Genomic DNA, 22,193 nt, shown 5'->3' with positions numbered 1-22,193 from the left:
CCGCCACGGGTTGATCAGGTGTGGAAGTGCCAGGCGCCCGAGCCCACGGTGTACACCGCGTCGCCGCCCTGGGTGCGGGCGAACGTCGCGCCGTCGGCGCTGACCTTGGTGGTGCCCCCGGCCGGCACCCACACCTCGGCGGTGGTGCCCACGGGGACGTCGACGTCGAGGCTGAAGTGGCCCTTCGCAACCGACCACGTGCTGGTGATGTCGCCGTAGTCGGACCGGTAGCTCGCCTTCGCCCAGGTCAGCGTGCCCCCGGGCCTCGGGTGGACCACGACGCGCCGGTAGCCGGGCGCCGCGGGCGCGATGCCGGCGACGTTCTGGTACATCCAGTCGCCGACCGAGCCGAGCCCGTAGTGGTTGAAGGAGTTCATGCCGGGGTCGTTGAAGGTGCCGTCGGTCTTGATGCCGTCCCAGCGCTCCCAGATCGTGGTCGCGCCCTTGTCGATCTCATAGCCCCACGACGGGAACGTCTTCTGCTGCAGGATCTGGTAGGCGACGTCGTTGTGGCCGGTCCTCGTGAGCGTCGGCAGCAGTTCGCCGGTGCCGAGGAAGCCGGTCGTGAGGTGCCCGCCGTGGGCGGCGATGTTGGCCACGAGCTTGTTCGCGGCCGGCGTCACCTGGGCGGAGGGCAGCAGGTCGTCCGACAGCGCCAGGACGTACGCGGTCTGGCTGCCGCCGCCCACCGTGGCGTCGGACTTGACGTACTTGGCGTCGAACGCGTCGCGGATCTGACCCCACAGCGTGCGGTACGTCGCCGCGGCGGCGTGGTCGCCGATACCGTCCGCCATCTGCGCGACCAGGTCCACCGAGTGGGCGAAGTAGGCCGTGCCGATCAGGTCCAGCGGCGTGTCGTCGGCCACGTTGAGCCAGTCGCCGTAGCCCTGCGCGGGCCGGATCAGCCCGGTGCTGTGCGCCTTGAGGTAGTCGATCCACCTCTGCATCGAGGAGTACCGGTCCCGTACGACCTGCAGGTCGCCGTAGCGCTGCCACAGGGTGTACGGGATGATCACGCCCGCGTCGCCCCAGCCGGCCGTGCCGGAGCCGCCGGAGACCGCCGGGGCGACGTCGGTGTAGGCCCCGTCGGAGGTCTGGGCGTCGGCGAGGTCGGTGGTGAACTTGGCCAGGAACGCGTCGGCGTTCATGTTGAACGTCGAGGTCGGCGCGAACGCGCCGATGTCACCGGTCCAGCCGAGCCGCTCGTCGCGCTGCGGGCAGTCGGTGGGGACGCTGAAGAAGTTGCCCTTCTGCCCCCACACGATGTTGTGCTGGATCTGGTTGACCAGCGGATCGGATGTGGTCAGGGTGCCGTTCGGCGGCGCGTCCGCGTGCGCGACCACCCCGGCGACCGCGTCCAGGGCGGGTGTGCCCGGATAGCCGGTCACCTCGACGTACCGGTACCCGCGGTAGGTGAACCGGGGCTCGTACGTCTCGGTGCCGCCGCCCTTGAGCGTGTAGTGGTCGGTGTCGGCCGCGCCGCGCAGATTGGCGGTGTAGATCGTGCCGTCGGGATTGAGCACCTCGGCGTTGCGCAGGGTCACCGTGGTGCCGGCCGCGCCGGAGACCGTCAGGCGGTTCCAGCCGACCATGTTCTGGCCGAGGTCGAAGACGAAGACCCCGGGCGTGGGCTGGGTCCGCTTGACCGGCTTGATCACCGTGTCGACGCGTACCGGCGGCCCGGCCTGCGCGACGAGGTTCGGCGTCACGGTCGTGTTGACCTTGGCGGCCGGCCAGGACGCGTCGTTGAAACCGGTGGCGTCCCAGCCGGGCCGCTCGGCCCGTGCGTCGTAGGTCTCGCCCATGTAGATGTCGGAGGACCGCAGCGGGCCGGCGGCCGTCTTCCACGAGCCGTCGGTGCCCACGGTCTGGGACGTGCCGTCGGTGAAGTCGACCTGGAGCTGGCCGAGGAACCACGGCTGCCGGCCGTACACGTGCGTGCCGGCGAAGCCGATGTTGCCCGAGTACCAGCCGTCGCCGAGCAGCGCGCCGATCGCGTTGTCGCCCTGGTGGAGCAGCGAGGTGACGTCGTAGGTCTGGTACTGGACGCGCTTGTTGTAGTCGGTCCAGCCCGGCGTGAAGTCGTCGTTCCCGACCCGCCTGCCGTTGATGTGGGCCTCGTACAGGCCGAGCGCGGAGACGTACAGGCGTGCGCTCGCGACGGGCTTGCCGAGCTGGAACCCGTGCCGCAGGTACGGCACCGGCGGCGACGGCTGGATGACCTGGCTCCCCCACGGACCCGAGCCGTACGCTCCGGCGTCCTTCGCGGCGGGCCAGGACGAGTCGTCGAAACCGGGCTGCTCCCAGCCGGCGGCGGCGGTCTGCGCCGCCTTGAAGGAGGTGTCGGTGACGACGTCGACGGCGGCGGCGCCGGACCGCTCGACGTGCAGGCGGCCGATCACCCCGGCGGGACCCGCGCTGGTGTTGGTCGCCTGGATCGCGACGGTGTTCACGCCGGCGTGCAGCGCGGACGTGACGTCCTCGAGCCGCGCCTGCTTCCAGATGTCCGTGGTCGGCGGCGTCGCGTCGATCTTCTTGCCGTTGACCCACAGCGTGAACTGGTCGTCCGCGGTGAGGGTGAACTGCCCGCTGGTGATCGCGCCGGCGCCGAGGTCGACCGTACGGCGGAGGTAGCGGGTGGCGGCCGGGACGCTGGAGGCCGGGTCGCCCTCGGGGTACCAGATCCAGTTCGCGCCGCTCAGGCTCGGGGTCGTGGCCGGGCTGCCGATCCACTTGGCGGTCCAGTCCTGCGCCCGCAGGCCGGTCTCGAAGGACGACGTCGTGCTCCAGGCCGACGCCTTGCCCCGCGCGTCCCAGACGCGGACCCGCCAGCGGTAGCGCTGACCCGACTTCAGCGCGGGGCCGCCGTAGGGCACGTCGACGGACTGGGTGCTCCGGACCCGGCCGCTGTCCCAGACGCCGTCACCAGGGGGCGAGGAGACCCTGATCTGGTAGGCGGACTGGGCCTGGCCGCGTGCGGAGGAGGAGAGACGCCAGCCGAGGCGGGGCTTGGCGGCGTCGACGCCGACGGGGTTCGTCGCGCGTTCGGTGGTGGCGGCCGACACCCGGAGGGGCGAGGAGGCGGTCGCGGCGGACGCCGGGCCTGGCGAGACCCCGGCGAACAGCATGGTCAGGACGGCGAGGATGATGAGGGCGGGCAGCGGTCGTCGGTGGGCTCTCTGTACCGATCGCATCGTTGTTCCCTTCTCGGGGCGCCGGAGGATGCGGCGGCCCCGATGTGGTCACCGGCCCCGCGTGGCGGCGCGTGGCAGCGCGCTGCCTGGGGCCGGTGGCCACGAGGTGGACTTCAGCGGAGGAACGCGGCTGCCACCCCCGCGTCGACGGGGACGTGCAGCCCTGTGGTGTGGGTCAGGTCTCCGCCGGTGAGGGCGAAGACGGCGTTCGCGACGTGCTCGGGCAGCACCTCGCGTTTGAGCAGGGTCCGCTGGGCGTAGAACTCCCCCAGCTTCTCCTCGGGCACTCCGTAGACGGCGGCGCGCTCGGCGCCCCAGCCGCCGGCGAAGATGCCGGACCCGCGTACGACGCCGTCGGGGTTGACGCCGTTGACGCGGATGCCGTGCTCGCCCAGTTCGGCCGCGAGCAGCCGTACCTGGTGCGCCTGGTCGGCCTTGGCGGCGCTGTAGGCGACGTTGTTCGGGCCGGCGAACACGGAGTTCTTCGAGGCGATGTAGACGATGTCGCCGCCCATCGCCTGCTCGGTCATCACGCGCGCGGACTCGCGGGAGACGAGGAAGGACCCGCGGGCCATCACGTCGTGCTGCAGGTCCCAGTCGGCCACCGTGGTCTCCAGCAACGGCCGGGACAGCGACAGGCCGGCGTTGTTGACCACCAGGTCGAGGCCGCCGAAGGCGAGGACCGCCTGCCGGATCGCCGCGGCCACCTGCTCCTCGTCGGTGACGTCGGCGGCCACCGCGACGGCCGCGTCCGCGGGCCGCGACGCGGAGGCGCCCAGCTCGGCGGCGACCTTCTCGGCCGCGGCGAGGTCCCGGTCGGCGATCACGACGCAGGCGCCCTCGGCGGCGAGCCGCCGCGCGACGGCCGCGCCGATGCCGGAGCCGCCGCCGGTCACGAGGGCGACGCGGGTGGCGAGCGCCTTGGGCTTCGGCATGCGCCGGAGCTTGGCCTCCTCCAGCTCCCAGTACTCGATGCGGAACTTCTCCGACTCGGGGATCGGGGCGTAGGAGGAGATCGCCTCGGCGCCGCGCATCACGTTGATCGCGTTGAGGTAGAACTCGGCGGCGACCCGCGCGGTCTGCTTGTCCTTGCCGAAGGCGAACATGCCGACCCCGGGTACGAGCACGACGGCCGGGTCCGCGCCGCGCATCGGCGGGCTGCCCGGCCCGGCGTACCGCTCGTAGTAGGCGCGGTACTCCTCCCGGTACGCCTCGTGCAGCTCCCGCAGCCGGGCGCGTACGTCGTCCAGGGGCGCGTCCGGGGGCAGGTCGAGGACCAGCGGGCGGACCTTCGTGCGCAGGAAGTGGTCCGGGCAGGAGGTGCCGAGCGCGGCCAGCCGCGGATGCTCGGCGCGGGAGAGGAACTCCAGCACCTCGGGGGTGTCGGCGTAGTGGCCGACCTGCGGCCGGTCCGTCGAGGCCAGGCCCCGGACCAGCGGGAACAGCGCGGCGGCCCGCGCGTGCCGCTCGGCCTCCGGCAGCGGCTCGTGCAGCACCGGGCCGAACGGCTCGGCGCGCCCGTGCTCGGCGATGTACGCCTCGGCGGTGCGGATGATCTCCAGGGAGTTCGCCTGGCACTCCTCGCTCGTACGGCCCCAGGCGGTGATGCCGTGGCCGCCGAGGATGACGCCGATCGCGTTCGGGTTGGCCCGCCGGATCTCCGCGATGTCGAGGCCGAGCTGGAAGCCGGGCCGCCGCCACGGCGTCCACAGGACGCGGTCGCCGAAGACGCGCCGGGTCAGCTCCTCGCCGTCGGCGGCGGTCGCGATCGCGATGCCGGAGTCGGGGTGCAGGTGGTCGACGTGCGGCGCCTCGACCAGGCCGTGCATGGCCGTGTCGATCGAAGGCGCGGCGCCCCCCTTGCCGTGCAGGCAGAACTCGAACGCGGCGACCATCTCGTCCTCGCGCTCGACGCCCGGATAGACGTCCACGAGGGCGCGCAGCCGGTCGATGCGCAGCACTGACAGGCCGCCTGCGGTGAGCGTGCCGAGGTCGCCGCCGGAGCCCTTGACCCACATCAGCTCGACCGGCGCGGCGGTGACCGGGTCGGTGGCCACGGCCTTGGCCGAGGTGTTGCCGCCCGCGTAGTTGGTGTTGCGCGGGTCGGAGCCGAGCGCGTGCGAGCGGTTCAACAGATCGTCGACGGTATTCGTGTTCCCGGACATCAGGCGCCCCACCCGGCCGCCTGGCCGTCCTTGCGCTCGTCGCTGACCCGCTCGAAGTAGCCGGACCGCCGGTAGGCGGCCACCGGGTCGGGGTCCAGGCCCATCTCCGTACGGAGCTCGGCGAGCAGGGGGCGTACGTCGGTGTTGTAGGCGTCCATCAGGACGGCGTTGGCGCCGAGCACGTCGCCGCTCTGCTGGGCGCGGCTCAGTTCCTCGATGTCCACGAGCAGCGCCTTGGCCGTGGCCTCCTGGACGTTCATCACCGAGCGGATCTGGCCGTGGATCTTCGGCTCGATGTTGTGGCACTGGTCGAGCATGAAGGCCACGTGCTCGCCGTATCCGCCTCCCTGGACCACCTCGTGCATGATGCGGAAGAGCTGGAACGGGTCGGCGGCGCCCACCATCAGGTCGTCGTCGGCGTAGAACCGGGAGTTGAAGTCGAACGCGCCGAGCTTGTCCTCCCGCAGCAGGAACGCCACGATGAACTCGATGTTGGTGCCCGGCGCGTGGTGCCCGGTGTCCACGACGACCTGCGCCTTGGGGCCGAGCCGTGCGCAGTGCGCGTACGCGGTGCCCCAGTCCGGCACGTCCATCGTGTAGAACGCCGGCTCGAACAGCTTGTACTCCAGCAGGAACCGCTGGTCGTCGCCCAGCCGCTCGTAGACGACCGAGAGCGCCTCGGCGAGCCGGTCCTGGCGGGCCCGGATGTCGTCCTGGCCCGGATAGTTGGTGCCGTCGGAGAACCACAGCTTCAGGTCGCGCGAGCCGGTCGCGTCCATGATGTCGACGCAGTCCAGCAGGTGGTTCAGCGCCTTCTTGCGCACGGCGGGGTCGGGGTTGGTGACGCTGCCGAGCATGTAGTCGTCGTCCTGGAACACGTTGGAGTTGATCGCGCCCAGGCCGACGCCGCGGTCGCGGGCGTGCGTGGCCAGGGCCGCGTAGTCCTCCACCCGATCCCAGGGGATGTGCAGCGCCACGGTCGGCGCGACGCCGGTGAAGCGGTGCACCTGCGCCGCGTCGTCGATCTTCTCCTGCGGCGTACGCGGCACGCCCTGCTGGGCGAACACCTTGAAGCGCGTGCCCGAGTTGCCGTACGCCCAGGACGGCGTCTCGATGTGCTGCGTCCGCAGTGCCGCCTTCACCTGCGCAGTGTCAGTGGTCACAAGAGATTCCCCGATTCAGTCGAGCTTCAGGCCAGATGGAAAACTTCGGCGAGCGGCGTCATGCCTTCGTCGGGACGCCCGTCGAGGTCCTCGAAGAACGGCGCCATCTCCGCCTGCCAGCGGGCGTTCACCTCTGTGCGCTCCATCGCCGCCTGGGCCGCCGCGAAGTCCTCGGTCTCCAGGTATCCGACGAGCAGGCCGTCCTCGCGCAGGAAGAGGGAGTAGTTGTGCCAGCCCGTCTCGCGCAGCGCCGCCAGCATGTCCGGCCAGACGGCGCTGTGCCGGGACCGGTACTCCTCCAGCCGGTCGGTGCGGACCTTCAGCAGGAAGCAGACGCGCTGCACGAGAGGGCTCCTCGATGGTGAGGCCGGTGGCGGAGCCGCGCCCGCGCGGCCCCGCCCCGATCGAGATTCGGTCAGAAGTGGAAGTTGTCGATGTTGTCCTTGTCGAAGACGGTCGGCGGGCCGAGGATGACCTCGCCGTCCGCGCCGATGGTCCGCTCGCCGAGCCGGCCGGCCTTGAACTTCTCGCCCTGGGCGCCGGAGATCTGCCCGGAGGCGAGGGCCGCCGCGGCGTACGAGGCGAGGTAGCCCAGGTCGCCCGGGTTCCACAGCTCGAACTTCTGGACGGTGCCGTCCTTGACGAACTTGCGCATCTGGTTCGGCGTGCCGAGACCGGAGACCTCGACCTTGCCCTTGTACTTGGAGCCGGAGACGTACCGGGCCGCGGCGGCGATGCCGACCGTGGTCGGCGCGATGATGCCCTTGAGGTCCGGGTACGCCTGCAGCAGGCCCTGGGTCTGCTGGAAGGACTTCTGGTCGTCGTCGTCGCCGTAGGCGACCTTGACGAGCTTGATGCCGGCGTACTCCGGCTTCTTCAGCTCGTCCTTCATGAACTTGATCCAGGTGTTCTGGTTCGTGGCGTTGGCGGTCGCGGACAGGATCGCGATCTTGCCCTTGCCGCCGAGCAGGTCCGAGATGACCTTGACCTCGCTGCGGCCGATCTCCTCCGAGCTCGCCTGGTTGATGAAGACGTCGCGGCACTCCTTGGCCGCGTCGGAGTCGTACGTGACGACCGCGATCTTGCGGGACATGGCCTGCTTGAGCGGCCCGCAGACCGCGTTCGGGTCGTTGGCCGCGATGAGGATCGCGTCCTGCCGCTGCTGGATCAGCGTGTTCAGGTAGGAGATCTGGGAGGAGGCCGAGGCGTCGGACGGGCCGACCTCCTTGGCCGTGCCGCCGAACTCCTTGGCCCCGGCGATGCCCGCGTTGTCCACGAGCGTCTCGTACGGGTTGTTCACCTGCTTGGGCAGGAAGGCGATCTTGAGGTTCTTCTTGAGCGGCGCGTTCGGGTCGGCCTTCGTACCGCTGGTCGCGGCGGCGCCGTTGTCGCCGGAGGAGGAGTTCTTGGTCGTGCCGCCACAGGCGGCGGCGCCGAGGGCGAGTGCGGCCACGAGTGCCACGGCCGCCATTGGACGTTTCAGCATTTCGGTTCCTTCTCAGTTATTGGAGGAGGCGGAAATGGACCCGCGGGGATGTCGTCGCATCTCGCGTACTCCCGCGGCGATCCGCGGCGTGAGCACCGAGACGATGAGGAGGAGGCCCGTGACGATCGACTGGATCTCGGTCGCGACGTCACGGAGCATGAGCAGGTTGCGGAGCAGTCCGATCAACAGGACACCCGCTACGACGCCCGCGAGAGTGCCGCGGCCGCCGTCGAAGTCGACCCCGCCGAGGAGCACCGCCGCGATGACGGCCAGCTCCATCCCGAGACCGTTGTCGGCACGTGCGCTCCCGTAGCGCAACGTGTAGATCGCTCCGGCGAAGGCCGAGACCACGCCGGAGAGAACGAAGAGCAGGAGCTTGATGCGCTTCACCCGGATACCGGCGAAGAACGCGGCCTCCTCCTGCGCGCCGATCGCGAAGATCGCCCGGCCGGCCCCGGTCGCGTGCAGCACGATCGCGGTGAGGACCGCGGCCACGATGAACAGCGCGAACGGGTACGGGATCGGGGTACCCGGGATCGTCTTGGTGGCCAGGTCGGCGTAGTTCTGCGGGAACTCCGCCACGGCCTTGGTGCCGAGCACGACATAGGCGAGCCCGCGGTACAGCGTCAGCGTGCCGATCGTGACGGCCAGCGACGGCAGCCCGAGACGGGTGACGAGCAGGCCGTTGACCAGCCCGGCGACCGCGCCGACGACGACCAGCACCGGGATGATCGACTCGATCGACCAGCCGGCGTCCCACATGGAGCCGAACAGCGCGCTGGACATGCCGAGCACCGAGGCGACCGACAGGTCCACCTCGCCGGCCACGACCAGCAGCGTCATCGGCAGCGCGATGAGCGCGATCTCGCACATGTCGTCGAAGGCGAACGACAGGTTGTCGCTCGTGGCGAAGTCGGGCGTGCTGAGGGCGCCCGCGCGGAACACCACGATCAGCAGGGCGATCACGATGACGTCCCAGCGGAGCAGGCGGGACGCCGCCTGGAGCGGGGTCCTCTTCACGTCAGGCGCCATGGCGGACGTTCCTCCTTCGCAGCGCGCGGGTGACGCGCAGACCGAGCAGGCGGTCGACGCTGATGGCCAGGAGCAGCAGCAGGCCGGCGATGGCGTCCTGCCAGAAGGAGTTGACCTTCAGGACCACCAGGACGCTGCCGATGGTGGTGAGCAGCAGCGCGCCGAGCGCCGCGCCGTACACCGTGCCGAGCCCGCCGACGATGGCGACGCCGCCGACCACGACCGCCGCGACCACGCGCAGCTCCCAGCCGTGCGCCGCGTCGGCGACGACGGTCCCGAACCGGGCGAGCCACAGCACGCCGGCCAGCCCGGCGAGGATGCCGCTGCAGGCGTACGCGGTGAGGATCCGCCGGCGGATGGCCAGGCCGGCGAGCCGGGCCGCGTCGGGGTTGGAGCCGATGGCGTAGAACTCCCGGCCCGAGGGGAACGAGCGCAGGTAGTAGCCGACGGCCAGCATGACGACGACGGTGATCAACGGCAGGTACGGGATGCCCAGTACGCTGCCGCTGCCGAGTTCGAGCAGGGAGTTCGGCACGTCGGCGGCGTTGATCTGCTGCCCGTGCGCCCAGTAGTAGTCCAGGCCCTGGATGACGTACAGGGTGCCGAGCGTGACGACCAGCGCCGGTACGCGGAAGAAGCTGACGAGCACGCCGTTGACCAGGCCGCAGACCGCGCCGATGGCCATGCCCAGGATGAGCACGAGCAGCACGTTGCGGTCGTGGCCGAGGACGAACTTGCCGGAGGCGAAGGCGACCAGGCCCACCACGGAACCGACCGACAGGTCGATGTTGCGGGTGATGACCACCATCGTCTGCCCGACGGCGAGCAGCGCCAGGATCGAGGCGTTCAGGAAGATGTCCTTGACGCCCTGCTCGGACAGGAACGAGGAGTTGGCCGCGGTCGTGACGACGACGAGCACGACGAGCGCGGCGAGGATGCTGAGCTCGCGGGCGCGCAGGACGGTGTCGACGAGGCGGCGCCCGCCGGTCGCGGCCGCTGTCGCGGTGTCCTTCGCCGCTGTGGTGGTCGCCATCACGCCTCCTGCCGGGTACGGCCGGTCGCGGCGGCGACCACGGTCTCCTCGGTGGCCTCGGACCGCGGGATCTCGGCGGCCAGGCGCCCCTCGTGCATGACGAGCACCCGGTCGGCCATGCCGAGCACCTCGGGCAGGTCAGAGGAGATCATCAGGACCGCCAGCCCGTCCGCCGCGAGCTCGGACAGCAGGCGGTGCACCTCCGCCTTGGTGCCGACGTCGATGCCACGGGTCGGTTCGTCCACGATGAGGACGGCCGGCTCGGTCGAGAGCCACTTGGCGAGCACCACCTTCTGCTGGTTTCCGCCGGACAGCACGCCGACGGCGTCGCTCAGCCGCGCGTACTTGAGCTGGAGCCGGATCGCCCAGTCGGCGGCCCGGTCGCGTTCGGCCTTGCGGGACACGACGGGTCCACGGCGCAGGGTCCGCAGCGTGGTCAGGCCGATGTTGCGCTCGATCGAGCCGTCCATGACCAGGCCCTGCTGGCGCCGGTCCTCCGGCACGAGCGCGATCCCGGCCGCCATCGCCGCGGTGGGGCTGCCGCCCGGCAGCCGCTTCCCGCCGACCGTGACCGAACCCGCGTCGTAGCGGTCGACGCCGAACACCGCGCGTGCCACCTCGCTGCGGCCGGCCCCGACCAGCCCCGCGAGCGCGACGATCTCCCCCGCGCGCACCTCGAAGGACACGTCGGTGAAGACGCCCTCGCGGGTCAGCCGGGCGACATCCAGCACGGGCTCGCCGACGGTGGTGTCCTGCTTGGGGTAGAGCGTGTCGAGCTCGCGGCCGACCATCCGCTGGACGAGGTCGTCCGGCGTGAGGCCGTCGAGGTCCTCGGTCGCGATGAGCCGCCCGTCGCGCAGCGTCGTGACCCGGTGGCACAGCGCGAAGATCTCCTCCAGCCGGTGGGAGATGAACAGCAGCGCGCAGCCGTGGTCGCGCAGCGTGCGGGCGACGGTGAACAGCCGGGCGACCTCGTTGCCGGACAGCGCCGCGGTCGGCTCGTCCATGATCAGCACGCGTGCGTCGCGGGACAGCGCCTTGGCGATCTCCACGATCTGCTGGTCGGCGATCGACAGGCCGCGCGCGGGGCGGTCCGGGTCGAGGGTGACGCCGAGGCGTTCGAACAGGTCCGACGCCGCCGTACGGAGGGCACGCCGGTCGATCCGGCCGAACCGGGCGCGCGGCTGGCGGCCCATGAAGATGTTCTCCGCGATCGACAGGTCGGGGAACAGGGTGGGTTCCTGGTAGATCACGGCCACGCCGGCCTGCTGCGCGTCGCCGGGACCGCGCAGGTCCTGCGGCGTGCCGTCGAACAGGACCCGTCCCTCGTCGGGGCGGTGAACCCCGGCCAGGATCTTGACCAGGGTGGACTTGCCCGCCCCGTTCTCGCCGGCGAGCGCGTGGATCTCTCCGCCGCGCAGGTCCAGGGAAACGTCCTGGAGGGCCCGCACCGCGCCGAATGCCTTACTTACGTCCTCGAGCGCGAGGATCGGAGGCGGCTCGCTCATGCTGCGCTCCCGGAATGTGAACGATGTAAAAACGTTTTAACAAGTTGCCCCGGGACGCTAGGTCTGACGACCGGATCCGTCAAGAGGTGACTTCGGTGGTTTTTTCCGGACCCACGTTAGCCATTGGGCTCTGAGCTGCAAAAACGATGTCCGGATAACGAGACGGTCACTGTCGCCGGGCATCGGGGCGGGCGGAGGCGACCTGTTGACACGTTTTAATAGTTTCGCCAAAGTGAACGCCACTGCTGGGAGAGAGGGCGCGGATGGTCACCGTGGGCATCAAGGAGGTCGCGCGCCGTGCGGGCGTGTCTCCCGGCACGGTCTCGAACGTGCTGAACCGCCCCGAACGCGTCGCCCCCGGCACGCGCGAGCGGGTCGAGCAGGCCATCAAGGAGCTCGGCTTCGTGCGCAACGGCTCGGCGTCGACTCTACGGGCCGGGCAGAGCCGCGCGATCGGGCTGGTCGTACTCGACGTGGGCAACCCCTTCTTCGTGGAGGTCGCGCGCGGCGTCGAGGACGTCGTCAGCGACCGCGACCACGCCGTCATCCTGTGCAACTCGGGCGAGTCGCCGGACAAGGAGCTGCGCAACCTGCGGGTCCTCGCCGAGCAGCGGGTCCGCGGCGTGCTCATCACCCCGGCCGCGGACGACACCTCCGGCCTGCAGCGGTTGCGCGACCGCGGGGTCGCCGTCGTGTTCGTCGACCACTACGCCTCCGGCGACGTGTGCTCGGTCGCCGTCGACGACGTGGCCGGCGGCGAGCTCGCGACCGGCCACCTCCTTGCGCGCGGCGCGCGGCGCATCGCGTTCGTGAGCGGCCCTCCGGCCATCCGCCAGTGCGGCGACCGGCGCCGCGGCGCCCAGCGGGCGCTGGAGGCGGCCGGCCGTCGCGCCGGCGACCTCACCGACATCGTCGTCCCGGAGATGAACGCCCACGGCGGGCGGCTCGCCGCCGAGAGGATGCTGAGCGACGGGCTGCCGGACGCCGTGTTCTGCGCCAACGACCTGCTCGCTCTCGGCGTGCTGCGCGCCCTGTCGCAGGCGGGCGTGCGCGTACCGGACGACGTCGCCCTCATCGGCTACGACGACATCGAGTTCACCTCGGCCGCCGCCGTCCCCCTCAGCTCGATCCGCCAGCCGACCTACCAGCTCGGCAAGATCGCCACCGAGCTGCTCCTCGAGGAGTGCGACGACCCCGGGGGACACGCGCATCAGCAGATCATGTTCCAGCCCGAGCTGGTCGTACGCGAGTCGAGCGGCTGAGGTGGGCACGTACGCCGCGGTCGACCTTGGCGCCTCCAGCGGCCGGGTCATGCTCGCCCGCGTCGGCCCCGGCGAGCTGACCCTGCGCGAGGCGCACCGCTTCGCCAACCGGCCCGTACGCGTGGCCGGGACGCTGCACTGGGACGTCCTCGGGCTGTACCGCGAGATCCTCGACGGCCTGCGCCTGGCCGGGCCGGCCGACTCCATCGGCATCGACTCGTGGGCGGTGGACTACGGCCTGCTCGACGACTCGGGCGCGCTCATCGGCAACCCGGTGCACTACCGCGACGGCCGTACGGACGGCGTCATGGAGCAGGTCTCCGGCTCGATCGGCGCGGAGACGCTGTACGACGTGAGCGGCCTGCAGTTCCTGCCGTTCAACACGATCTACCAGTTGCTCGCCGCGGACCTGCCCGCCCAGGCCCGTACGCTGCTGATGATCCCGGACCTGCTCGCGTACTGGCTGACCGGCTCGACCGGCGCCGAGGCGACCAACGCCTCCACGACCGGCCTGTACGACGTCCGCGCGGGCGACTGGGCGTACCCCCTGATCTCCCGGCTCGGCCTGCCGCGTGAGCTGTTCCCCCCGCTGCGGGGGCCGGGCTCGCGCATCGGGACCCTGCGCGCCGAGGTCGCCGCCGAGACCGGGCTGCCCGCCTCGGTGCCGGTGACCGCCGTGGGCTCGCACGACACGGCCTCGGCGGTGTTCGCGGTGCCGGCGTCCGGCGACCGCTTCGGGTACGTCTCGTGCGGCACGTGGTCGCTCGCGGGGGTCGAGCTGACCGCCCCGGTGCTGACCGCCGAGAGCCGGGCGGCCGGGTTCACCAACGAGGTGGGCGTCGACGGGACCATCCGCTACCTGCGCAACGTCATGGGGCTGTGGCTGCTGCAGGAGTCGCTCCGCACGTGGGGCGGCTCGGCGTCGCTGCCCGCGCTGCTGGCCGCCGCGGCCGAGGCACCCCCGTTCGCCGCGCTCGTCGACCCCGGTGACCAGGAGTTCCTGCCGCCGGGCGACATGCCGGCCCGCATCGCCGCGCACTGCGAGCGAACCGGCCAGCGCCCGCCCTCAGGGCGCGCGGAGACGGTCCGGTGCATCCTGGAGAGCCTGGCCCTGGGCCACCGCGCCGCCGTACGCGAGGCGTCACGGCTGTCGGGCCGCGCGGTGGAGGTCGTGCACGTGGTCGGCGGCGGCGCACGCAACACCCTGCTGTGCCAGCTGACCGCCGACGCGTGCGGGCTACCGGTGATCGCCGGCCCGGTCGAGGCCACCGCGATCGGCAACGCCCTGGTCCAGGCCCGCGCCCACGGCTTCACCGGCGACCCACGCGACCTCGTACGCCGCACCCAGAACCTGACGACGTACCTCCCACAGGGCGACGAGACCGCCTGGGACCACGCCGCCGCCCGCATCGGCCTGCCCTGAGGCGTGCCCGGCGATTCGGGGAGCGAGAGGATGAGGGCCGCCGGAGTGGTGGCGGCCGGCTTGCCGGCCGGAGCACCTCCCGGGCGGTACACGGATGCCCGCCGCCGGCAGACCGCAGCCCCCGACCGCCAAGTGCGACCCGCCGGCCCACCTGCCACGCGAACACCCCGGCCTCTCACCCACCTGACCGGAATGCCGGCCCACGACCCGGCCCGCCCGGCCGGCCGGCCAACACGGCCGTCAGGCGGGGAGTGCGGCGAACAGGTCGACGCCGTTGCCGTCCGGGTCGTGGACGACCGCGTACCGCATGCCCCAGAAGGCGTCCCACGGCTTGAGCTCGCCGTGGTGGCCGGCGCCGACCAGCTCCTCGTACGCGGCGTCCACCTCGGCCGGGGAGTCGCAGGCGAAGGCCAGCGAGACGCGGCTCCCGCCGGCCGGCGGACGCCACGCCGGGTGGAAGGAGCGGACGGTCTCCTCGGTGTCGATCGCCAGCCGCAGGCCGCCGGCCAGCTCGGCCTCGACGTGCGGCTCGTTCTCGGCGCCGTCCGGGAAGACGAGCCCGAGGCGGCGGTAGAAGGCCAGCGAGGCGGCCAGGTCGGCCGTGACGATGCCGATCACACTGAACGTGGGAGTCATGCGGCGAGGCTAGCCCGCCGCCCGGCGGCGGGTCTTGAATCAATCAGACATCGGCCGATCGCGTCGCCAGGCGGGCCACGACGCGCCAGCCGTACATGGTCAGCCCGAGGAAGACCAGGGCGACCACGACGAAGGTGAACGCCGTCCCCTGCCCGGAGAGAACGCGGAACACCATGCCGCCCGCGACGGTCAGCAGCCAGACCCCGGCCCCGGTGCGTACGAGGGCGGCGGGCCGGCGCCAGGCCCGGGTCGCCGCCCAGCCGATCGCCAGCCCCGCCAGGAACGGCCAGGCCGTCCTCGCCAGCCCGGCGGCGGTCTCGCCCTCGCTGTGACTGGCCCGCCCGATGAGGACGAACACCAGCACACAGCACAGGTCGAGTACCGCCGCGATCACCGGACGCATGCATGTCAGCGTAGTGCCGGGGTTTCTCCCGGCCTGTCCGGGTAACCGCGGGTGAACACGCGCCCACCGGACGCCGGCCCCGACAGCGCGCGGAGGAAAGGCGACAGTGGTCATCATCACCCACGGCGGTGCCGGCCGCTACGACGACGAGACGCTGGATAAGGCGACCGGAGAACTGGGCGGCGAGCCCGTCACCATCCGCCAGTGCGGTACGGCGGAGGAACTCGGACACGCGCCGGACCGGAAGGATCCAGGGGATGAGACCGTGGTCGCCGCCGGTGGCGACGGGTCGATCCACCGGCTGGTCGCGGCCCTGTACGAACGCGGCGAACTGGACCAGCGGACCGTGGGGCTCCTACCGCTCGGCACGGGCAACGACCTCGCCCGTAACCTCGGTATCCCGCTCGACCCGGCCGGGGCCGGCCGCGTGCTCGGCGACGGCGAGGTACGAGAGCTGGACCTGATGGTCGACGAGGACGACGGGTCGTGCTCAACGCCGTCCACCTGGGCGTGGGCGCCACCGCGGCCATGAACGCCGCACGCTTCAAGCCGTGGCTGAAGTCCGCCGGCCCGTGTGCGATATACGCGGGGCCTGTGGCACGGCGCGCACCGGCACCGCGACGACGTGGAGTACACGGCGAGAGTATTTCTACTCCCTTGTGTAGTACTTCTGCTATCTTCTGTGGCATGGATACGGTGCTCGGCCCGAGCTCGCCGGTGATCGACGTGCGCGGGCTCCGGATGCGGTACGGCGCGGCCGAGGTGCTCGACGGGGTCGAGTTCACCGCCGGCCGCGGCGAGGTGGTGGTCCTGCTGGGGCCCAACGGCGCGGGGAAGACCACGACGATCGAGATCCTGGAGGGCTTCCGTACGCGGTCGGCCGGCGAGGTGAGCGTGCTGGGCGTCGACCCGGCACGCGGCGACGAGCGCTGGCGGGCGCGTCTCGGCGTCGTCCTGCAGTCGTGGCGCGACCACGGCCGCTGGAGAGTGCGCGAGCTGCTGGCCGACCTCGGCCGCTACTACGCGCCGTACTCCACGCCGTCGCGCCGCCGCCCGCTGGACCCGGACGAGCTCATGGCGACGGTCGGCCTCGGCGAGCACGCGCACCGGCGCATCGCCTCGCTGTCGGGCGGCGAGCGCCGCCGGCTCGACGTGGCGATCGGCATCGTCGGACGCCCGGAGGTGCTGTTCCTGGACGAGCCGACGGTCGGTTTCGACCCGGAGGCGCGGCGCGACTTCCACGACGTCGTGCACCGGCTGTCCGATCTGGAGGACACGACGATCCTGCTCACGACGCACGACCTGAACGAGGCGGAAAAGCTCGCCGACCGCATCCTGATCCTCGCGGGCGGGCGCATCATCGCGAGCGGCAGCGCCGACCAGCTCTCCCGCCGCGTACGGGGTCGGGCACAGGTGCGCTGGAGCCGCGACGGCGAGCACTACGTGCACGCCACGGACGACGCGACGGGGTTCGTCCGCGCCTTGTTCGCCCAGTACGGCGAGGCGATCGGCGACCTGGAGGTACGCCGGGCGGGCCTGGAGGAGACGTACATGGCGATGGTGCGGCGGCACGAACCGGGCGTGAGCGCCGAGGAGCCGGTCCGATGATCCTGTACGCCGCGCGGCTGGGCGTCTCACGCGGCCGGAGGGAGTTCCTCCAGACGCTGCGATCGGCGTCCGACCTGCTCTGGTACGTCTTCGTCGCCGCCGTCTTCACCGTCGTGCTGGTCTTCCAGCGGCACTCGACGGTGAAGGGCACGGACGTGTCGCTGGCGTTCTCCGTGCTCCCGGGCATCCTGGGCGCGATGACGGCGCTCGGCGGGCTGCAGGGCGCGGCGGGCTCGCTGGCGGCCGAGCGCGAGGACGGGACGCTCCTCCGCGCCAAGGCCGTGCCCAACGGGATCGCCGGCTACCTCGTCGGCCGCATCGTGTCGATCTCGCTCGGCGCGCTACTCGGCCTGCTGTTCATCCTCGTACCGGCGCTGTTCCTGCTGCCGGATCTGGCCTCGACTCCCGCGACGGGGTGGCTGACCTTCGGCTGGGTCAGCGCGCTGGGCCTGCTGGCCACGCTCCCGTACGGTGCGATCATCGGCTCGCTGGCCAAGAGCCCGCAGTCGGTCCTCGGCCTGGTCATGGCGCCGGTCATGACGGTGACCGCGATCTCGGGCATCTTCTACCCGATCTTCGCCCTGCCGGGGTGGCTCCAGACGGTCGCACAGGTGTTCCCGATCTACTGGCTGGGCCTCGGCCTACGCTCGGCGTTCCTGCCGGGCTCGGCCGCGGCGGTGGAGATCGGCGGATCGTGGCGGCACCTGGAGACGCTCGGCGTCCTGGCCGCGTGGGCGGTCGTGGGCCTGCTGGTCGCCCCGGCGGTGCTGCGCCGCATGGCGCGCAGGGAGTCCGGCTCGGCCATGGACGCCCGGCGCCGGCGAGCGCAGCAGCGGCTCGGCTGAGAGGATGGGCGCGGCATGAGTGAGACCATCCACAACCGCATCGCGATGCTGCGCGCCGAGCGCGGCGTCTCCCGCCGTCAACTGGCGGAGGCGCTGGGGGTGCACTACCAGACGATCGGCTACCTCGAACGCGGTGAGTACAGCCCGAGCCTCCACCTCGCGCTGCGCATCGCCGGACACTTCGAGGTGCCGGTCGAGGTCGTCTTCTCCACGACCCCGTTCCCCCGCATCGGCACCGGCGAGCGCACGGCCTAGGTTCCGCCCGCGGCAGGCCGACGCGGACGGCGGCGTGGCCCCAGGCGGTCTCGTCGCCGCCACGTCGGCCGACGTCGTACGGCTGGGGCCTGTCTCGAAGTCCCCGTCCGCCGCGAGCGGGACAGCGGGACTTCGAGGCAGTTACTAGGCCCTCCAGGCGGCCATGACGTCGAACGGGGAGGCGATCTTGGCCGGGTCGCGTTCGACGAGGTCGCCGTGGGTCTCGTCGACGAACGCGGCGTCGATGGCCGCCATCGTCTCCTCGTCCAGCCCGACGCCCGCGGCGGCCGTGTTCTCGCGCAGTTGCTCCGGACGGGAGGCCCCGATGATGGCGCTGGAGACGCCCGGGTTCTGCAGGACCCAGGCGACGGCGAGCTGGGCGAGCGTGAGGCCGAGCCCGTCGGCGACCGGGCGCAGGCGCTGGACCGCCGCCAGGACCGGGTCGCCGAGGTAGCGGCCGACGAAGCGCGCCCCCCGGTCGTCCGCGGCCCGGCTCGACTCGGGCGCCCGGCCCTGCGGGAGGTACTTGCCGGTCAGCGTGCCCTGCGCCACCGGGGAGAAGACGATCTGCCCGAGGCCGAGGCGCTCACAGGCCGGCAGGACCTCCTCCTCGATGACCCGCCAGAGGATGGAGTACTGCGGCTGGTTCGAGATCAGCCGGACGCCCAGCTCGGCCGCGAGCGCGGCGGCGGCCTCGATCTGGTCCGGGCGCCACTCCGAGACGCCGAGGTAGAGGATCTTGCCCTGCCGGACCAGGTCCGCGAAGGCGGTCATCGTCTCCTCCAGCGGCGTCTCCTCGTCGTAGCGATGCGCCTGGTAGAGGTCGATGTGGTCCGTACGGAGGCGGCGCAGGGAGGCATGGCAGCTCTCCATCACGTGCTTGCGGGACAGCCCGCGGTCGTTGGCGCCGGGGCCCGACGGCATACAGACCTTGGTGCAGATCTCCACCGAGCTCCGGCGTACGCCCGCCAGCGCGTCACCGAGCACCCGCTCGGCCGCGCCGAAGTCCGGGTTGCCGTACACGTCCGCCGTGTCGAACGTCGTGACGCCCTCGTCGAGCGCGGCGGCCACGCACGCGTGGGCGGCCTCGGCGGACTCACGGGAGTGGGTGAGCCAGTTGCCGTACGTGATCGCGCTGACGGTCAGGCCGCCGTCGCCGAGTTTCCGGTATTCCATGCGCGCCACGCTATTCCCGCGCGCCCCACCGGATGCCGGGAAGCCTCCCGTACGGCCACTCAAGCGTCGTTGGTAGATCTTTTACGCATTAAACATCTGAGCGGTAAATTCTCTACACAATCGGCGTTTGCCCAGCTAGGGTGCCTGGCATGCGTTTTGTCCCCCTTGTCATGGTTATTGCCGCATTGCTGGTGGGCGTCCCCTCCTCCCCCGCGTCGGCGATCACGAACGGCACTCCCGACGGGGAGAGTCATCCGGCCGTGGGCGCGCTGGTCGGCACCAAGGCCTTCCCGGACGGCACGTGGTCCTACTGCACCGGCACGCTCATCTCGCCGACCGTCTTCCTGACCGCCGCGCACTGCGGCGAGGCCGGTCAGAAGACCGCCCTGGTCTCCTTCTCGAGCCGCTACCAGCTCGGCGCCGGCGTCTACGTCGGCCGCTACGTGATCGACCCGGCGTACCGCGAGAAGGCCGAGCTCCATGACATCGCGGTCGTCGTCTTCACGACCCCGATCCCGGGCATCAAGCCCGCCCGGCTGCCGGCCGCCGGCCTGCTCGACCGGCTCAAGGCGAACGGCACCCTGGAGTCCTCGATCTTCACCCCGGTCGGGTACGGCTCGGCGCTGCCGACCGGCGCGCACGCGCAGACCATGCACTACTCCGACACGCGCCGCCGTACGACCATCTCCTACGACCGTCTCAGCACCAACTGGCTGAACCTGTCGGTGGACACGGCCAAGAACGAGGGCGGCACGTGCTTCGGCGACTCGGGCGGGCCGAACTTCCTGGGCGGGCCGGCCTCGGACCTGCTCGTGGCCACGACGATCAGCGGGGACGACGACGCCTGCAAGGCGACGAACCTGGACTACCGGCTCGACAGCCCCGCCGCGCGTACGTTCCTCCGCAAATACGTCACTCTCCCCTGACCGGAGAGGCCCGCATTGCGCGATCATGGCGAGGGTGGAAGCCGTGCTGTTCCTGCTCGTCCTGGCGATCGGCGGTATTGCCGCCGTGACCGTCCTCGCCGTCGCGGTCCGGCGCGCCGCCGCCCGCGCCGAACGCCGCTTGCGGGACGCCCTCTACGCGTGGACCATGACCAGCGGCTGGCAGCTGTACGAGGGCGACGCCGCCACCTCCTGGCGGCACCGGTTCGCCCACCTGTCGCGGTTCCAGATCCGGCGGCTGGCCGACGGTGTCGTGCACGGGCTGCCGATGACCGCCGCCGACTGCCACTACGTGACGCACTCGACCGACGCGCAGGGGCACTCCCAGACGCACACCGTGAACCTGATCGTCCTCGTCGCACGACTGCCCGGCCGGTGGCCCGACATCGACGTACGGGGCCGCGGCCTGGGCTCGCGGTTCCTGCGCGCGCTGGGCCACCAGTCGGCCGTCGAGATCGGCCACGCCCAGTTCGACCAGAAGTTCCGGGTGGAGACCGCCGACCCGCGCGCGGCGTACGCCCTGCTCTCCCCCGCGCTCGTCGACGCCCACCTGCGCGGCCAGGCGCCGCAGTGGAGCATCCAGGGCGGCGAACTGATGATCGTCGAGCAGGGCCGCCTGGACCCCGGGCGGATCGGCCCGGCGATCCAGCGCCTCGGCTGGCTCGCCGAGACGCTCGGCGTCAGGACGTGGTGAACGTGCAGGGCAGGCGCTTGTAGCCGTTGATGAACCCGGACAGCAGGCGGTCGGGTTCGCCGGCCGCGCGAATGTCCGGGACCCGGGTGAACAGCTCCTCCAGCATGATCGTGATCTCCCGGCGGGCGAGGTTGGCGCCGAGGCAGAAGTGCGGGCCCGGCCCGCCGAAGCCGACGTGCGGGTTCGGGCTGCGGGTGATGTCGAAGGTGTCCGGGTCGGCGAAGACCGCGTCGTCGCGGTTGGCCGAGTTGTAGAACAGCAGCACCTTGTCGCCGGCCTTGTAGGTGTGCCCGTTCATCTCGTGGTCGCGGGTCACGTTGCGGCGCATGAAGATGACCGGCGTGGAGTAGCGGACGATCTCCTCGACCGCGCCGCCGATGCGGGTGTCGAAGTCCTCCAGCAGCAGGCGGCGCTGGTCGGGGAAGTCGGTGAACAGCTTGAGCGCGTGGCTGAGGGACGTACGCGTCGTCTCGTTGCCCGCCACCACGAGCAGCAGGAAGAACGACCCGAGCTCGCGCGTCGTCAGCCGCTCACCGTCGACGTTGGCGTTGACCAGCGCGGAGGTCAGGTCGCCGGTCGGGTTCTTCACGCGCTCGCGGCCGAGCCCCGCCGCGAGCCGGTGCAGGTCGCGCGCCGCCCAGATGATCTTCAGGAGGGCGCGGCCCATGCTGAGGCGGTCGATCTTCCCCGGGCTGACGCCGGTGTACTCGGCGTCGGTGTTGCCGAGGATGACGTTGGTCCGCGCGATGACCCGCGCGTAGTCACGCTCGGGGATGCCGAGCATGTCGCAGATGACCTCGACCGGCAGGCGTACCGCGACCTTCTCCACGAAGTCGCCCGGCCCGGAGGCGAGCAGCTCGTCGACGATGCGCGCCGCCCGCCGGCGTACGTCGTCCTCGGTCTTGGCCAGCATCTTCGGCGTGAACGCGCGGGACACGATGCGGCGGATCTTGGCGTGCCGCGGGTCGTCCATGTTGATCAGCGAGCCGAAGAACCGGCTCATGTACGCCGGGAGGTTCGGGATCGTGGTGGCGCTGGGCTCGCTGCTGAAGATGTCCTGGTGGCGGCTGGCCTCGGTGACGTCGGCGTGGCGGACGAGGGCCCAGTAGCCTTTGCCCATGGGGACGAAGGGCACCCGCATCTCGGGAAAGAACTCCGGATGCTCCAGGGCGCGCAGCGCCGCGAACGCGGCCGTGCGCTCGCCGAGAGGCCGCTCCCAGAACTCCAGCGCGGACAGGTCGAGCCGCTCGACCGGAGCGGAGTCGGTCGTCATACCGCCATCACCTCGCCGTAAGTGATCGGTTACATCAAACCACATCCGGCCGTACGCGGAAAGCGCGGCTCCGGCGAGGTCTCGACGGTGCCG

At 71.5% G+C, this 22,193-nt stretch carries 20 protein-coding genes; 8 read left to right on the top strand and 12 right to left on the bottom strand.

Annotated elements, in window-relative coordinates:
- Nucleotides 1–14: 14 nt before the first annotated feature.
- From QWU11_RS00850 to QWU11_RS00815, 8 genes are all read right to left on the bottom strand, one after another.
- Complete coding sequence (locus QWU11_RS00850) at nucleotides 15–3,194, bottom strand: family 78 glycoside hydrolase catalytic domain (protein WP_290102989.1); 3,180 nt, start codon at nucleotides 3,192–3,194, stop codon at nucleotides 15–17.
- 113 nt (nucleotides 3,195–3,307) lie between these two features.
- Entirely contained in the window at nucleotides 3,308–5,359 is a 2,052-nt protein-coding gene (locus QWU11_RS00845; protein WP_290102988.1) for a bifunctional aldolase/short-chain dehydrogenase, read from the bottom strand.
- Nucleotides 5,359–6,522 (bottom strand): L-rhamnose isomerase, encoded by a 1,164-nt coding sequence (rhaI, locus tag QWU11_RS00840; protein WP_290102987.1) that lies wholly within the window; start codon nucleotides 6,520–6,522, stop codon nucleotides 5,359–5,361. Before rhaI ends, QWU11_RS00845 begins: the two co-directional genes overlap by 1 nt.
- 26 nt (nucleotides 6,523–6,548) lie before the next feature.
- The gene (locus QWU11_RS00835; protein ID WP_290102986.1) at nucleotides 6,549–6,866 is read right to left on the bottom strand and encodes an L-rhamnose mutarotase; all 318 of its coding nucleotides are present in this window, start codon (nucleotides 6,864–6,866) and stop codon (nucleotides 6,549–6,551) included.
- Nucleotides 6,867–6,937: 71 nt separating this feature from the next.
- Nucleotides 6,938–8,008 carry a rhamnose ABC transporter substrate-binding protein gene (gene rhaS, locus QWU11_RS00830; protein WP_290102985.1) on the bottom strand — a complete coding sequence of 357 codons (1,071 nt, stop codon included), beginning with the start codon at nucleotides 8,006–8,008 and terminating at the stop codon, nucleotides 6,938–6,940.
- Nucleotides 8,009–8,020: 12 nt separating this feature from the next.
- The gene (locus QWU11_RS00825; RefSeq protein ID WP_290102984.1) at nucleotides 8,021–9,040 is read right to left on the bottom strand and encodes an ABC transporter permease; all 1,020 of its coding nucleotides are present in this window, start codon (nucleotides 9,038–9,040) and stop codon (nucleotides 8,021–8,023) included.
- Nucleotides 9,030–10,073 (bottom strand): ABC transporter permease, encoded by a 1,044-nt coding sequence (locus QWU11_RS00820; protein ID WP_290102983.1) that lies wholly within the window; start codon nucleotides 10,071–10,073, stop codon nucleotides 9,030–9,032. The genes QWU11_RS00825 and QWU11_RS00820 overlap by 11 nt, the downstream gene beginning before the upstream one ends.
- Nucleotides 10,073–11,581 carry a sugar ABC transporter ATP-binding protein gene (locus tag QWU11_RS00815; protein WP_290102982.1) on the bottom strand — a complete coding sequence of 503 codons (1,509 nt, stop codon included), beginning with the start codon at nucleotides 11,579–11,581 and terminating at the stop codon, nucleotides 10,073–10,075. The genes QWU11_RS00820 and QWU11_RS00815 overlap by 1 nt, the downstream gene beginning before the upstream one ends.
- A gap of 263 nt (nucleotides 11,582–11,844) precedes the next feature.
- On the opposite strand from QWU11_RS00815, the gene QWU11_RS00810 reads away from it, so the two are divergent.
- A complete protein-coding gene (locus QWU11_RS00810; RefSeq protein ID WP_290102981.1) occupies nucleotides 11,845–12,843 on the top strand; it encodes a substrate-binding domain-containing protein in 999 nt (332 codons plus the stop codon).
- Nucleotides 12,844–12,892: 49 nt separating this feature from the next.
- On the top strand, nucleotides 12,893–14,266 hold the full coding sequence (locus tag QWU11_RS00805) for a rhamnulokinase family protein (RefSeq protein ID WP_290103325.1): 1,374 nt from the start codon (nucleotides 12,893–12,895) through the stop codon (nucleotides 14,264–14,266).
- Between the two features lie 240 nt (nucleotides 14,267–14,506).
- Here QWU11_RS00805 and QWU11_RS00800 read toward each other — a convergent pair whose 3' ends face one another.
- On the bottom strand, nucleotides 14,507–14,902 hold the full coding sequence (locus QWU11_RS00800; RefSeq protein WP_290102980.1) for a VOC family protein: 396 nt from the start codon (nucleotides 14,900–14,902) through the stop codon (nucleotides 14,507–14,509).
- Nucleotides 14,903–14,945: 43 nt separating this feature from the next.
- Complete coding sequence (locus QWU11_RS00795; RefSeq protein ID WP_290102979.1) at nucleotides 14,946–15,305, bottom strand: DUF3054 domain-containing protein; 360 nt, start codon at nucleotides 15,303–15,305, stop codon at nucleotides 14,946–14,948.
- A gap of 106 nt (nucleotides 15,306–15,411) precedes the next feature.
- Between QWU11_RS00795 and QWU11_RS00790 the strand changes: the two genes are divergently transcribed.
- The 4 genes from QWU11_RS00790 to QWU11_RS00775 all read left to right on the top strand — a co-directional run bounded on the left by QWU11_RS00790 (nucleotide 15,412) and on the right by QWU11_RS00775 (nucleotide 18,013).
- Complete coding sequence (locus QWU11_RS00790; protein ID WP_290102978.1) at nucleotides 15,412–15,837, top strand: diacylglycerol kinase family protein; 426 nt, start codon at nucleotides 15,412–15,414, stop codon at nucleotides 15,835–15,837.
- Nucleotides 15,838–15,992: 155 nt separating this feature from the next.
- Nucleotides 15,993–16,913 carry an ABC transporter ATP-binding protein gene (locus QWU11_RS00785; protein ID WP_290102977.1) on the top strand — a complete coding sequence of 307 codons (921 nt, stop codon included), beginning with the start codon at nucleotides 15,993–15,995 and terminating at the stop codon, nucleotides 16,911–16,913.
- The gene (locus QWU11_RS00780; RefSeq protein ID WP_290102976.1) at nucleotides 16,910–17,758 is read left to right on the top strand and encodes an ABC transporter permease; all 849 of its coding nucleotides are present in this window, start codon (nucleotides 16,910–16,912) and stop codon (nucleotides 17,756–17,758) included. The genes QWU11_RS00785 and QWU11_RS00780 overlap by 4 nt, the downstream gene beginning before the upstream one ends.
- Nucleotides 17,759–17,773: 15 nt before the next feature.
- On the top strand, nucleotides 17,774–18,013 hold the full coding sequence (locus QWU11_RS00775; protein ID WP_290102975.1) for a helix-turn-helix transcriptional regulator: 240 nt from the start codon (nucleotides 17,774–17,776) through the stop codon (nucleotides 18,011–18,013).
- Between the two features lie 144 nt (nucleotides 18,014–18,157).
- Here QWU11_RS00775 and QWU11_RS00770 read toward each other — a convergent pair whose 3' ends face one another.
- Nucleotides 18,158–19,189, bottom strand: coding sequence for an aldo/keto reductase family protein (locus tag QWU11_RS00770; protein ID WP_290102974.1), 1,032 nt, complete (start codon nucleotides 19,187–19,189; stop codon nucleotides 18,158–18,160).
- A 149-nt stretch (nucleotides 19,190–19,338) separates the two neighbouring features.
- On the opposite strand from QWU11_RS00770, the gene QWU11_RS00765 reads away from it, so the two are divergent.
- Entirely contained in the window at nucleotides 19,339–20,115 is a 777-nt protein-coding gene (locus QWU11_RS00765; protein WP_290102973.1) for a trypsin-like serine protease, read from the top strand.
- 25 nt (nucleotides 20,116–20,140) lie between these two features.
- Complete coding sequence (locus tag QWU11_RS00760) at nucleotides 20,141–20,827, top strand: hypothetical protein (RefSeq protein ID WP_290102972.1); 687 nt, start codon at nucleotides 20,141–20,143, stop codon at nucleotides 20,825–20,827.
- Here QWU11_RS00760 and QWU11_RS00755 read toward each other — a convergent pair.
- Nucleotides 20,814–22,100 (bottom strand): cytochrome P450, encoded by a 1,287-nt coding sequence (locus QWU11_RS00755; RefSeq protein ID WP_290102971.1) that lies wholly within the window; start codon nucleotides 22,098–22,100, stop codon nucleotides 20,814–20,816. The genes QWU11_RS00760 and QWU11_RS00755 overlap by 14 nt on opposite strands.
- Between the last annotated feature and the right edge of the window lie 93 nt (nucleotides 22,101–22,193).

Source organism: Actinomadura sp. DC4, from assembly GCF_030406325.1.
Classification (GTDB): domain Bacteria; phylum Actinomycetota; class Actinomycetes; order Streptosporangiales; family Streptosporangiaceae; genus Actinoallomurus.
This window is presented reverse-complemented; position numbering and strand designations above follow the sequence as displayed.